The following is a 13,660-nucleotide window of genomic DNA, read 5'->3' on the forward strand; positions in this document are numbered from 1 at the left end:
GCCGCCCTTTTTCTTCGCACCACCGTTTCCCGGAGACATCCATGAACGCCGCAGTTCCCCAGACCACCCTCGCCCTGCCCACCGCCAAGCTGCTGATCGACGGCGCGTTCGTCGAATCGCAAAGTGCCGAATGGGGCGACATCGTCAACCCCGCGACGCAGGAAGTGATCGGCCGCGTGCCGTATGCGACGCTCGACGAGGTCGATGCCGCGATCGCGTCCGCGCAGCGCGCATTCCAGACCTGGAAGACGACGCCGATCGGCGCGCGGCTGCGCATCATGCTGAAGTTCCAGGATCTCGTGCGCCGCAATCTCGAACGGATCGCGCACACGCTGACGGCCGAGCAAGGCAAGACGCTGCCCGACGCGCAGGGCGATATCTTCCGCGGCCTCGAAGTGGTCGAGCACGCGTGCTCGATCGGTACGCTGCAGCAGGGCGAATTCGCGGAGAACGTCGCGGGCGGCGTCGACACCTACACGCTGCGCCAGCCGATCGGCGTGTGCGCGGGCATCACGCCGTTCAACTTCCCCGGGATGATCCCGCTTTGGATGTTCCCGATGGCGATCGTGTGCGGCAACACGTTCGTGCTGAAGCCGTCCGAACAGGATCCGCTGTCGACGATGCAGCTCGTCGAGCTCGCGATCGAGGCCGGCGTGCCGCAGGGCGTGCTGAACGTGGTGCACGGCGGCAAGACGGTGGTCGATCGTCTCTGCACGCACCCGGACATCAAGGCGATCTCGTTCGTCGGCTCGACGCGCGTCGGCACGCACGTGTACAACCTCGGCAGCCAGCACGGCAAGCGCGTGCAGTCGATGATGGGCGCGAAGAACCACGCGGTGGTGCTGCCCGATGCGCACCGCGAGCAGGCGATCAACGCGCTGGTCGGCGCGGGCTTCGGCGCGGCGGGCCAGCGCTGCATGGCGACCTCGGTCGTCGTGCTGGTCGGCCGTGCGCGCGACTGGCTGCCCGATCTGGTCGAGAAGGCCAAGGCGCTGAAGGTCAACGCGGGCGCCGAAGCCGGCACGGACGTCGGCCCGGTCGTATCAAAGGCCGCGAAGGCACGCGTCCTGTCGCTGATCGACGCCGGCGTGAAGGAAGGCGCGACGCTGCTGCTCGACGGCCGCGACGTGAAGGTGCCCGGCTACGAGCAGGGCAACTTCGTCGGCCCGACGATCTTCTCGGGCGTGACGACCGACATGTCGATCTATACGGAAGAAATCTTCGGGCCGGTGGTGGTCGTGCTCGAAGCCGACACGCTCGACGACGCGATCGCGCTCGTCAACCGCAACCCGATGGGCAACGGCGTGGGCCTCTTCACGCAGAGCGGCGCGGCCGCGCGCAAGTTCCAGAGCGAGATCGACGTCGGCCAGGTCGGCATCAACATTCCGATCCCGGTGCCGGTCCCCTACTTCAGCTTCACCGGTTCGCGCGGCTCGAAGCTTGGCGATCTCGGCCCGTACGGCAAGCAGGTCGTGCAGTTCTACACGCAGACGAAGACGATCACCGCGCGCTGGTTCGACGACGACGCGACGGCCGGCGGCGTGAACACGACGATCGCGCTGCGCTGAAGGGGAGCCTGTACATGGAAATCGCATTCATCGGACTCGGCAACATGGGCGGCCCCATGGCCGCCAACCTGCTCAAGGCCGGCCACGCACTGACGGTGTTCGACCTCGACGCGAACGCAGTCGACGCCGCGGTGCGCGCGGGCGCAACGGCGGCCGCCTCGCCGCGCGACGCGGCCGCCCGCGCGGCGCTGGTGATCACGATGCTGCCGGCCGCGCAGCACGTGCACGCGGTCTATCTCGGCGACGACGGCGTGCTGGCCGGCGCGCGTGCCGGCGCGACGCTGGTCGACTGCAGCACGATCGATCCGGGCACCGTGCGCACGGTGGCCGACGCCGCCGCGCAGCGCGACTTCCCGCTCGCGGACGCGCCGGTGTCGGGCGGCACCGGCGGCGCGCAGGCCGGCACGCTGACCTTCATGGTCGGCGCGCAAGGCGCGCTGTTCGAGCGCATCCGCCCGGTGCTGCTCGACATGGGGAAGAACGTCGTGCACTGCGGTGGCACCGGCACCGGGCAGATCGCGAAGATCTGCAACAACCTGCTGCTCGGGATCTCGATGATGGGCGTATCGGAAGCGATGGCGCTCGGCGCCGCGCTCGGCATCGATCCGGCCGTGCTGGCCGGCATCATCAACACGTCGACCGGCCGCTGCTGGAGCTCGGATACGTACAACCCGTACCCGGGCGTGAACGACGCGGCGCCCGCCGCGCGCGGCTATGCGGGCGGTTTTGCCGCGAACCTGATGCTGAAGGATCTCGGGCTCGCGACCGAAGCCGCGCGCAGCGCGCGGCAGCCGGTGTGGATGGGCGCGCTCGCGCAGCAGCTCTATCAGTCGATGAGCCAGCAGGGGCTCGGCACGCTCGACTTCTCCGCATGCGTGAAACTGTACGAGGCGCAACCCGCGTAACGCGAGCGACGGACGTGCGCCGACCCGCGATGCCCGTCAACGGCATCGCGGGTCGTTTCACATCCGGAGCAGTGCGATCGCGAGAGCCGCGACCGCGCAGGCGACGCGGCGCTTACCCGCGCGGATTCGACGCAGTGTCGAAGGTCGGATGGCACTCGAACGCGAGTTCGGAGCGCGCGTCGACGCGGCGGCCGCCGGTCACCGACTCCTGCTTCAAGCTCGCGCGCATGCCGCGCTGGGTGCAATAGCTGGTCGCTTCGCTGACCGCTTTTTCATGGGCGTCGGCCCACGTCGTCGACACGCCGAGCGTGCGCGTCGTCACGGTGAAGACGTTCGGGTTCGACGTCGTGGTCACGTCGGAAGCGGTCGAACACGCGGCGAGCAAGCATGCAGCAGCCGTGATGGTCAACCATCGCAGGGATCGAAAAGGTACAGGGATGGACATTGGAGGCAAGCGCACGTCGATTCGACGGCATTGAGCAACATAGGCGACAGTATGCCTGCCCGATCGCCGGAGATCATGCCCTTTTCGGTGAACACATTGTTTCGAATGGTTAAACGATGAGCCGCCGCCGGCAAGATTTACGGCTCGCATCGCGCCCGTCGTCGCGCACCGTGGCGCTTTTCCCGGCCGGCGCGCGGTTTCGTGCCGCGCACCGTCATGGCCGGCACGCCGGTCAATGCGGGCGCTCCTGCCGGATTCTCGCCGATGCCTCCTCCAGGCTCCGCCACGCCGGCTGGCCGGGTGCGTAGCGCGCGCGGATGTACGCGGCGAGTTCGGCCATCTGCCGGTCGTCGAATGCGTCGCGAAAGCCGGGCATATAGCCGAGCGCGTCGGTGGCCGGATGGTCGATCCCGTCGTGCAGCACGCGCAGCAGGTTGTCGGGCGCCGCCTGGCTGACGCTCGTGTTGAGCCCCATCAGCGGACGCACGCCGAAATGCCCGACCCCGCCCGATTCCGCATGGCAGACCGCGCACGCGGCGTCGAACGCGCGCCGGCCGCTCTCGAGGCCGAGTGTCGCGACGGCTCGAGCACCGTGTGCATGGCGGGTCGCCGCGTCGGCGGCCGCGGCCGCGTCGACGGGCGGCGACAGCGATGCCAGATAGTGGGCAATCGCCCGGACGTCCGATTCGGGCAGCGCCGCGAGCCCCGCGACGACCGGCGCCATCGGTCCGGCCGCGACGCCGTGCTGCGCGGAGAAGCCGGTGCGCAGGTAGTCGAACAACGCGCCCTCGGTCCACGGCACCGGCGACGCCGGCGATGCGACGAGCGGCGGCGCGATCCATCCCTCGGCCTCGCCGCCGGCCAGGTATGCGCGCCCGCCCTTTTCCGCGCCGAGCGCGTTGCGCGGCGTGTGGCACGCGCCGCAATGCCCGGCGCCGTCGACCAGATACTTGCCGCGATTCCACATCGCGGAGCGCGCCGGGTCCGGCGCGAACGGCCGCGCGTCGTGAAACAGCCAGTTCCATCCGGCCACGAGGCGTCGCTGGTCGAGCGGGAACGGCAGCTTCGTCTTCGGCGGCACATGCGTCACCGGCGACTGCGACATCAGGTACGCATAGAGCGCGAGCAGGTCAGGCTCGCTCAGCTTTGCAAACGCGGTGTACGGAAACGCCGGGTACAGATGCGCGCCGTCGCGGCCGATGCCTTCGCGCATCGCACGCGCGAACGCCGGATACGACCATGCGCCGATGCCGGTTTCCGGATCGGGCGTGATGTTGGTCGTGTAGATCGTGCCGAACGGCGTGTCGAGCGCGAGACCGCCTGCGTTGGTCGCGCCGCCGGGCGCGGTATGGCACACCGCGCAATCGCCGGCGAGTGCGATCAGGCGGCCGCGTTCGAGTGTCGCCGCGCTCCACATCGCGCTGTCCGCGCCGCCCGGTGCGACCGGCGCGATCGGCGCCGGGCCCGGCAGGATCGCGCAGGCGAGCCCGATCAGCCCGCCGACCACTCCACCCGCGCCGCCGCCCGCCAGCCAGCGGCGCCAGCGCGACGATGGGCGGCGCGGCGCGCCGGAACGGCTTTCGCTCGAATCGACCGGCTCAGGCCGAGCCAGCGCATCACGAATACGCGCGGCGTCGAACGGCGGCGCGCGAAAACGCACGCCCGTCGCGTCATGCAGTGCGTTCGCGATCGCTGCCGCGGCCGGAGCGGCTGCCTGCTCGATTCGTTGCGCATCGAAGGCCGACAGCGATTGCGCGCGATTGGCGCCGGGCGCCGCGTCGTCGAACGCGACGAGTTCATGCGCGATCGCGTCCGGCGCCGCATCGCCGCCGGACTCGTCATGCGCCGGCCGCGCGGACAGCCGCGCGCCCATCACGCGCGAAATCGCCGCCTCGATCTGCCATGCCGGCAGCCCCGCCATCGACGGCTGCCCTGGTTCGCCCGCGCCCTGTCCGGCGACGACGCGACGCACCGCGACGTTGCCCGTCGTGCGATCGACGTCGAGATCGACGACCCACGCGGACCAGTGCGGTTCGCGATCGCGGCTCGCGTCGGCGTGCGGGTTGTCCTCGCCTGACGGCGCGGTGGGCGCGCCTGCGCCGTCGAATGCAAAACCGCGCCCGCTGAGGCGCCCATGCGCAGGCGCCTGCCCGCGAGCCACGGCCGGCTCGCCCCACGCGGCACGTTCGCTGACCATCCGGATGATCTCGCGCGGCCCCGCATCGCGCGACGCATCGAGATGCTGCAAACGCAATGCGACCGGATCGCGCCTCAGCGTACCGGCAAGTTCGTCGAAGAACGATTCGCGCGCGAACGCGTGTGCGTGACCGGAAATCGCATGGTGGGCGTCGGCCATCTCGATCGACGTCTGCGCGTGCCGATAGACGAACGGCGACGACGGCACGCATGCTCCGCCCTCCGCCACCGTTCGAGCCGCATCCGGCACCGCACCGGCCTGCGCGCGATATCGCCAGGTCGTCATTCGTCCGTCGGCGGCGGTCCGTGTCTCGACATCGAACGACGCCTGCACGCGCGCATCGCCGATCGGCCATTCGTAACGTGCGCGGTGCATGCGCGCGGGGTCGTCCGCATGTCGCGCCGAACCGGCAACCACGTCGTCGCGCCGCACATCGTTCGCATCGTCATTGGCCAGCGCGGGCACGCTCAGGTCATGCTTCATCGCCGTCGCCCCGCAGATAGCGCGCGGCCCGATGCACCGCGCGGATGATCTCCAGATGCGTGCCGCAGCGGCAAAGATTGAAGCGCAGCGCGTCGCGGATCGCCGCATCGTCCGGCGACGGATTGCGATCGAGCAGCGCCTTCGTGCTCATGATCATCCCGTTCAGGCAATAGCCGCATTGCGCGGCCTGCTCATCGATGAACGCGCGCTGGACAGGATGCGGCGCATCCCGCGAGCCGAGCCCTTCGAGCGTCGTCACGTCGCGCCCGTTCACGGCGGCGGCCGGCACCACGCACGCGCGCGTCGCTTGCCCGTCGACCAGCACCGTGCACGCGCCGCACTGCCCGAACCCGCAGCCGTACTTCGGGCCGTTGTGCGCGCAGTCGTTGCGCAGGACCAGCAGCAGCGGCGCGTCGGGCGCGGCGGCGTCGAACGTGTGCGGCGTGCCGTTCACGCGAAACGCGAGCGGCCGCGATGGGGAGGCGGGATGGGACATGAATGGATCCGGAATGCGGGGCGCGGGCCGGCCGGAGACGGGCAAGCCGGAACCTGAGGCCGGCGGCGGGCATGGCCGCCGGCTCGCGACGGCTGGCGCCGCGCACACCGCTCACGTATAACACGCCGAAATGCGCGCGTACCGCCGCATCGATCACCGATACGGCGGCGCGGCATCCGGTGCGAACACTGCTTGCGCGTCAGGCGACGGCCGCCACGTTGCCGCGCGACGGCGACGCCGACGGCGACGGCGACGGCGACGGCGACACGAGCGGCACGTCGAACACGTCGTAGCCGAACACCCACGACGGATCCTCGTTGGTGCGCAGCCACGTGTTGTTGTGCGACACGAGCTGCACCTTCGACGCGCGCGCCGCGCGATTCGCCTCGTACAGCGCGAACGCACCCGCGTAATCGCCGATGCCGACTTCGTCGAGACAGCGCGCGAGCATCGCGGCATCCTCGATCGCCATCGCCGCGCCCTGCGCCATGTGCGGTTTCATCGGATGGCACGCATCGCCGAGCAGCACGAGACGGCCGCGGCTCCACAGCGGCAGCGGGTCGCGCTCGAGCAGCGGCCACTTGGTGATCGACGGCGATACGTCGATCAGGTGCTGGATATCGGCGTGAAAACCCGCGAACGCCTCGCGCATCTCGTCGCGGCTGCTGTCGACCATCGACACGCCTTCCGGCCACTCGGCCTGCGGCACGCCGGTCACGTAGTAGTACTCGTCGCGCTTCTCGGTCACGTAGTAGACCATCATGTGACGATCCTCCGACCACCACTTCACGCACATGTCGTACGGCTTGTTGCCGAGCAGCGATGCCGGGAACACCGCGCGATGCGCGACGTAGCCCGTATAGCGCGGCGGTTCCGCGCCGAGCAGGTGCTCGCGGATCCGCGAATTCACGCCGTCCGCGCCGATCACGATGTCGGCCGTCTCGACGCTGCCGTCGGCAAACGTCAGGCGCACCGCGCCACCCGTGTCCTCCACCGACGCGAGCCGCTTGCCGAAGCGGATCGTGCCGGGCGTCACCGCCTGCGTCATCAGCGCGTGGAAATCGCCGCGATGCACGGTCAGGTAGCGCGCGCCGTAGGTCTTGCGCGCATAGTCGCCCAGCGGAATCCGAGACAGCACGTCGGCCGTCCGCCAGTCGCGGCTGTACCAGAAATCCGGATGCGAACCCATCGTCTCCAGCGCGTCCTCGCAGCCGATGCGCCGCATGATCTTCATCACGTTCGGACCGAGATGGATGCCCGCGCCGAGGCGCGAGAACGCCGGTGCCTGCTCGTACAGCGCGACGTCGTAGCCGCCGCGCTGCAGCAGCGCCGCAGCGGCCGTGCCGCCGAGACCGGCGCCGATGATTGCGATACGGGGTTTGCTCATGCGGATCTCCTGATCGTGAGCCCGTCGCCGAATGCGGTGCGAGAACGGGCGGATTGAATGGCGTTTATGTAGCGTACACACTCAATTTATTCAGGACAAGCGGATTGTCGACCATGGCCACCACATTCGGGAAAACACTAATAAATCCTCTTTAATTCATGCACAAAAACGAGCACCGTCTCGTATCGACCATTTTGATCCATTGCCATTTTCAAATGTACACACTAGACTTTGCTCGACATCAGGCGATCGCGCACCAGCGTGCCGCCCCCCTTACCGACACGGAGCCTCCCGTCATGAGCAAGACCTACCGCATCGGCCAGATCGTGCCGAGTTCCAACACGACGATGGAAACCGAAATTCCCGCGATGCTGCGATTGCGCGAGGCGATCCGGCCCGAGCGCTTCACGTATCACTCGAGCCGGATGCGGATGAAGAAGGTCGTCAAGGAAGAACTCGCGGCGATGGATGCCGAATCCGACCGCTGCGCGGTGGAACTGAGCGATGCGCGCGTCGACGTGCTCGGCTACGCGTGCCTCGTCGCGATCATGGCGATGGGCCACGGCTATCACCGCGTGTCGCAGGCGCGCCTCACGAAGCACACGGCCGACAACGGCGCGCAGGCGCCGGTGCTGACGAGCGCGGGCGCACTCGTCGATGCGCTGAAGGTGATCGGCGCGAAGCGCATCGTGGTGGTTGCGCCCTACATGAAGCCGCTCACCGAGCTCGTGGTCGACTACATCCGCAACGAAGGTTTCGACGTGCTCGACTATCGCGCGCTCGAGATTCCCGACAACCTCGACGTCGGCCGCCACGATCCGGCGCGCCTGCCCGACATCGTGAAGACGCTGCCGTACCAGGACGCCGATGCGATCGTGCTGTCCGCGTGCGTGCAGATGCCGTCGCTGCCGGCCGTCGCGAAGGTCGAGGCGATGACGGGCAAGCCCGTGATCACCGCCGCGATCGCGACGACCTACGCGATGCTGCGCGAACTCGATCTCGAACCGATCGTGCCCGGCGCCGGTGCGCTGCTGTCCGGCGCGTACTGAATGCCGCCGCTACTTCGGAGTGTTCCCATGCCCTCGACTTTCCTGTACGGCGCGAACGTCCGCGCAAACGGCATCCGCCAGCACTACCTGCGCTACGGCGGCGCATCGGGCGCGCGTGCGTCGCGCCCCGCGATCGTGCTGATTCCCGGTATCACGAGCCCCGCGATCACGTGGGGTTTCGTCGGCGAAGTGTTCGGCGCGGCGTTCGATACCTACGTGCTCGACGTGCGCGGCCGCGGGCTGTCCGACGCGTCGCCGTCGCTCGACTACAGCCTCGACGCGCAGGCCGACGATATCGCGGCGTTCGTCGCCGCGCTCGGCCTGCCGCGCGCGAGCCTCGTCGGTCATTCGATGGGCGCGCGGATCGCCGCGCGTGCGGCGCGGCGCGACATCCGCGGGCTCGAGTCGGTCGTGCTCGTCGACCCGCCGGTGTCCGGCCCGAACCGCCGCGACTATCCGGGCAAGCTGCCGTGGTACATCGACTCGATGGCGCTCGCGCGCGCCGGCACCGATGCCGAAGGGATGCGCGCGTTCTGCCCGACCTGGACCGATGCCGAATTGCAGCTGCGCGCCGAATGGCTGCACACCTGCGACGAGCGCGCGGTGCGCACGACGTACGAAGGCTTCCACACCGACGACTTCTACGCGGACGCCGCGCGACTGGCCGTGCCGTCGCTGCTGATCACGGCCGAGCGCGGCGACGTGGTGCGCGACGACGACGTCGCCGAACTGCAGCGCGCGACGCCGTCGATGCGCCACGTGCGCGTGCCCGATGCCGGCCACATGATTCCGTGGGACAACGCGGCCGGCTTCTACGCGGCATTCGGCGACTTCCTCGGTGCGCCGCTCGCGGCCTGATTCCGCCTTTCGCCATTTTTCCTTCACGCCTTTACCGGAGCCAACGATGCCAGTCAGCGACTATCAACTGATCGACGCGTGGAAGCAGGTGCTCACGCTGTCGCGCCTCGAACCGGGCCAGACCGTCACGATCCTGACGAGCGCGGCCACTCATCCGCAGACGCTGTCGTGCGCGCTGATCGCGACGCAATCGATGGGCGCGGTCGTCAATCGGCTCGACCTGCCGCCGGTAAACGGCGAGAAAGCGTTCAGCCGCGATCCGCTCGCCTATCTCGGCACGACGCCACTGACCGGCAACCGCGCCGCGATCGCCGCGCTGCGCGAGAGCGATCTCGTGCTCGACCTGATGACGCTGCTGTTCTCGCCCGAGCAGCACGATATCCTGAAGTCCGGCACGAAGATCCTGCTCGCGGTCGAGCCGCCCGAAGTGCTGGTGCGGATGGTGCCGACGCTGGCCGACCGCACGCGCGTGCTCGGCGCCGCGAAAAAGATCGCCGCCGCACGCGAGATGCGCGTGACCTCCGCGGCCGGCACCGCGCTCGTGTGCCCGCTCGGCGATTTTCCGCCGACCGCCGAATACGGCTTCGTCGACGCGCCGGGCCGCTGGGACCACTGGCCGAGCGGCTTCGCGCTGACCTACCCGAACGACCGCACCGCGCGCGGCACGATCGTGATCGATCGCGGCGACATCCTGCTGCCGCAGAAACACTATGTGAGCGAGCCGATCGCGCTGACCGTCGAAGGCGGTTATGCGACGCGCATCGAAGGCGGCGTCGATGCCGACCTGCTGCGCGACTACATGGAAACGTTCGCCGACCCGGAAGGCTATGCGATCTCGCACATCGGCTGGGGGCTGCAGCCGCGCGCGCGCTGGTCGACGCTCGGCCTGTACGACCGCGAGGCGACGATCGGGATGGATGCGCGCGCATTCGAAGGCAACTTCCTGTTCTCGCTCGGCCCGAACAACGAAGGCGGCGGCAACCGTACGACCACCTGCCACATCGACATTCCGCTGCGCAGCTGCACGGTCGAGCTCGACGGCGAGACCGTCGTGCGCGAAGGCCGCGTGACCGACCAACCTGCCTGACCGACGAGTGCCCGACACCATGACCGATCTTTCCCGCCACGCCGAAGCGAACGTCTACCGCCAGCAGGGTTTCGGCACGCCGCTGCCGCCGCACGGCAACATCGCGCTGCTGATCGTCGACTTCGTGGTCGGCTTCGCCGATCCCGCGACGTTCGGCGGCGGCAACATCGCACCGGCGATCGCACGCACGACGCGCGCGCTCGCGCTCGCGCGCGAACGCGGCTGGCCCGTCGCGCACAGCCGCATCGTGTACGCGGACGACGGCAGCGACGACAACGTATTCTCGCTGAAGGTGCCCGGCATGGCGACGCTGACCGAGCACCATCCGAACAGCGCGATCGTGCCCGAACTCACGCCTGCCGCCGGCGAACTCGTCGTGCGCAAGACCGTGCCGTCGGCGTTCTTCGGCACGCAACTCAGCGCCTGGCTCGCGCAGCGTGCAGTGCAGACGCTGCTCGTCGCAGGCGCCGTGACGAGCGGCTGCGTGCGCGCGAGCGTGGTCGACGCGATGTCGCACGGGTTCCGTCCGCTTGTGCTCGCCGATTGCGTCGGCGACCGCGCGATCGCGCCGCACGACGCGAACCTGTTCGACATGCAGCAGAAATACGCGGCCGTGATGCCGCTCGACGATGCGATCGCGGCGATCGATGCCATGCACGCACGCTGAGCAGCCGTGCCGCGCGGGCGGCACGAGCGGCGGCGGCGGCCGTGCCCATGCCCGCACGCGATTGACGCTGCGGTTTTGGCGACCTAGATTGATCGTGACCGCATGCGCCGTCGCGCAACCGCCGGCCATCATCCCGTGCGCGGCAAGCGAAGCCCGCGCGCCGCACGCGGTGCGACCGACCGCCGGCCGCGCCCTCCCCGACAGGACACCTCGACCGTGAACCGCTCCGAACTGCTTGCGCGCGACGGCTGCCTGACCGTGATCCGGCCGCCCGCGCCGCCCGTCAAGCCGGCGCCCGGCCAGCCGGGCAGCCTGTCGTCGTACGTGCCGGCGCTGCCCGACGTGTTCGTCGCGATTCTCGACGACGGGCGCATCCTCGCATTCAACGGCCACGTCGATCTCGGCACCGGCATTCGCACGTCGCTCGCGCAGATCGTGGCCGAGGAGCTCGATGTGCCTGCCGCGCGCGTGACGATGGTGCTCGGCGATACGGCCGCGACGCCGAACCAGGGTCCGACCATCGCGAGCGCGACGATCCAGATTTCCGCGACGCCGCTGCGCTGCGCGGCCGCGCAGGCGCGCCACGCGCTGCTGACGCTGGCCGCCGAGCAATTCGGCGTCAACCTCGCGAACCTGAGCATCGACGACGGAACAATCTGCGCGTCGGCACACGGGCACACCGCGACGTTTGCCGCGCTGGTCGCGGCGCGCCGCATCGCGCTGACGCTCGACCTGAATACGCGCACGAAGGATCCCTCGGACTACCGGATCGTCGGACGATCGTCGCCGCGCGTCGACCTGCCCGCAAAAGCCACCGGCCAGCTCACGTTCGTGCACGACATGCGCGTGCCGGGCATGCTGCACGGCCGCGTCGTGCGGCCGCCGTATGCCGGCCACGACAGCGGCGCGTTCGTCGGCACGTCGCTGGTCGACATCGATCGCGCATCCGTCGCCGACGTGCCGGGGCTCGTGGCGGTTGTTGCGCTTGGCGACTTCGTCGGTGTCGTCGCCGAGCGCGAGGAACATGCGATCCGCGCGGCGCGCCAACTGCGCGTCACGTGGCGGCCGCATCCCGCGCTGCCGTCGCTCGACACCCCCGCCGCCGCGATCGCCGCCGCGCCCGCGCAGCGCCGCGTACTGCTCGACGAAGGCGACGTCGATGCGGCGCGCGCGCAACCCGACACGATCACGTTGTCGCGCACCTATGCGTGGCCGTTCCAGATGCACGGATCGATCGGTCCATCGTGCGCGCTCGCCGACTATCGCGCGCCGGGCAACGGCCGGATCACCGTATGGTCCGGTACGCAGAACCCCGTGTCGCTGCGCTACGACCTCGCGACGCTCGTGGCACGCGACGAAGCCGATTTCGACATCGTGCGGATGGAAGCGGCCGGCTGTTACGGCCGCAACGGCGCGGACGACGTCTGCGGCGACGCGCTGCTGCTGTCGCGCGCGGTCGGCCACCCGGTACGCGTGCAACTGTCGCGCGCAGACGAGCATCTGTGGGAACCGAAGGGTGCCGGGCAGCTGATGCGGGTGACAGGCACCGTGACACGTGACGGCCGCCTGCTCGGCTACGACTTCGCGACACGCTATCCGTCGAACGACGCGCCGCTGCTCGCGACGCTCCTGACGGGCGCGATCGCGCCGGAGCCGCGCGTGTTCGAGATGGGCGACCGGACGGCCGTATCCCCCTATGAAAGCCCGAACCGCCGCTTCGTCTGCGAGGATCTCGCGCCGCTCGTGCGCGCATCGTGGCTGCGCGGCGTGTCGGCGCTACCGAACTCGTTCGCGCACGACGCGTTCGTCGACGAATGCGCGGCACTGACCGGCATCGATCCGCTCGCGTTCCGGCTTCGGCATCTGCAGGACATACGTGCGGCCGAACTGCTGCAGGCGGTGGCCGATCGCGCGGGCTGGACGCCGCGCACGGGCCGTGGAAATGAACGCGACGCATCGCGGGTCGTACGCGGACGCGGCGTCGCCTACGCGCGCTACGTCCACAGCCGCTTCCCCGGTTTCGGCGCGGCATGGTCCGCCTGGATCGTCGACCTGAGCGTCGATCGCGTATCGGGCGAGATCCGCATCGAACGCGTGACGGTCGGCCAGGACACCGGCACGATGATCAACCCGGACGGCGTGCGTCACCAGATTCACGGCAACGTGATCCAGGTATTGAGCCGCACGCTGAAGGAGCGCGTGCGGTTCGCCGACGGCAAGGTCGCGTCGCGCGAATGGGCGAGCTACCCGATCCTGACGTTCGACGAAGTGCCGGACGTCGACGTCGTGCTGATGCAGCGGCAAGGCGAGCCGCCGCTCGGCGCGGGCGAATCGGCGTCGGTGCCGGGGCCGGCCGCCGTCGCGAATGCGCTGTTCGATGCGACCGGCGTGCGCTTCTACGCGCCGCCGTTCACGCCCGAGACGGTGCGCACCGCACTGCGCCACGCCGGCCGGCTGATGCACGCGGAAGCGTCCGCCGCATAACACGGGCCGGCATCGAGGGCCGAACGGCGCCGCG

11 protein-coding genes are annotated in these 13,660 nt (G+C 69.5%); 7 read left to right on the top strand and 4 right to left on the bottom strand.

What is annotated here, in order from left to right:
* Positions 1–41: 41 nt before the first annotated feature.
* Entirely contained in the window at positions 42–1,568 is a 1,527-nt protein-coding gene (locus tag AC1Z3W_RS11115; RefSeq protein WP_124832758.1) for a CoA-acylating methylmalonate-semialdehyde dehydrogenase, read from the top strand.
* Between the two features lie 14 nt (positions 1,569–1,582).
* Complete coding sequence (gene mmsB, locus AC1Z3W_RS11120; protein ID WP_483507586.1) at positions 1,583–2,473, top strand: 3-hydroxyisobutyrate dehydrogenase; 891 nt, start codon at positions 1,583–1,585, stop codon at positions 2,471–2,473.
* Between the two features lie 112 nt (positions 2,474–2,585).
* On the opposite strand, the gene AC1Z3W_RS11125 is transcribed toward mmsB, so the two are convergent.
* The 4 genes from AC1Z3W_RS11125 to AC1Z3W_RS11140 form a co-directional block, all read right to left on the bottom strand.
* Positions 2,586–2,918, bottom strand: coding sequence for a hypothetical protein (locus tag AC1Z3W_RS11125; RefSeq protein WP_057923819.1), 333 nt, complete (start codon positions 2,916–2,918; stop codon positions 2,586–2,588).
* A gap of 232 nt (positions 2,919–3,150) precedes the next feature.
* A complete protein-coding gene (locus tag AC1Z3W_RS11130; protein ID WP_483507587.1) occupies positions 3,151–5,598 on the bottom strand; it encodes a c-type cytochrome in 2,448 nt (815 codons plus the stop codon).
* Positions 5,588–6,094 carry a (2Fe-2S)-binding protein gene (locus AC1Z3W_RS11135; protein ID WP_483507588.1) on the bottom strand — a complete coding sequence of 169 codons (507 nt, stop codon included), beginning with the start codon at positions 6,092–6,094 and terminating at the stop codon, positions 5,588–5,590. The genes AC1Z3W_RS11130 and AC1Z3W_RS11135 overlap by 11 nt, the downstream gene beginning before the upstream one ends.
* Positions 6,095–6,293: 199 nt before the next feature.
* Complete coding sequence (locus AC1Z3W_RS11140; RefSeq protein ID WP_483507589.1) at positions 6,294–7,481, bottom strand: FAD-dependent monooxygenase; 1,188 nt, start codon at positions 7,479–7,481, stop codon at positions 6,294–6,296.
* A gap of 296 nt (positions 7,482–7,777) precedes the next feature.
* Between AC1Z3W_RS11140 and AC1Z3W_RS11145 the strand changes: the two genes are divergently transcribed.
* From AC1Z3W_RS11145 to AC1Z3W_RS11165, 5 genes are all read left to right on the top strand, one after another.
* Positions 7,778–8,530 carry a maleate cis-trans isomerase family protein gene (locus AC1Z3W_RS11145; protein ID WP_057923824.1) on the top strand — a complete coding sequence of 251 codons (753 nt, stop codon included), beginning with the start codon at positions 7,778–7,780 and terminating at the stop codon, positions 8,528–8,530.
* Positions 8,531–8,557: 27 nt separating this feature from the next.
* Positions 8,558–9,388, top strand: a complete 831-nt coding sequence (locus tag AC1Z3W_RS11150) for an alpha/beta fold hydrolase (RefSeq protein WP_124832762.1) — start codon at positions 8,558–8,560, stop codon at positions 9,386–9,388.
* A 46-nt stretch (positions 9,389–9,434) separates the two neighbouring features.
* The gene (locus AC1Z3W_RS11155) at positions 9,435–10,475 is read left to right on the top strand and encodes a 2,5-dihydroxypyridine 5,6-dioxygenase NicX family protein (protein WP_124832763.1); all 1,041 of its coding nucleotides are present in this window, start codon (positions 9,435–9,437) and stop codon (positions 10,473–10,475) included.
* Positions 10,476–10,494: 19 nt separating this feature from the next.
* Entirely contained in the window at positions 10,495–11,142 is a 648-nt protein-coding gene (locus AC1Z3W_RS11160; protein ID WP_124832764.1) for an isochorismatase family protein, read from the top strand.
* A 216-nt stretch (positions 11,143–11,358) separates the two neighbouring features.
* A complete protein-coding gene (locus AC1Z3W_RS11165) occupies positions 11,359–13,626 on the top strand; it encodes a xanthine dehydrogenase family protein molybdopterin-binding subunit (protein ID WP_483507590.1) in 2,268 nt (755 codons plus the stop codon).
* Positions 13,627–13,660: the final 34 nt, after the last annotated feature.

The organism is Burkholderia sp. 10_S31 (assembly GCF_056930375.1).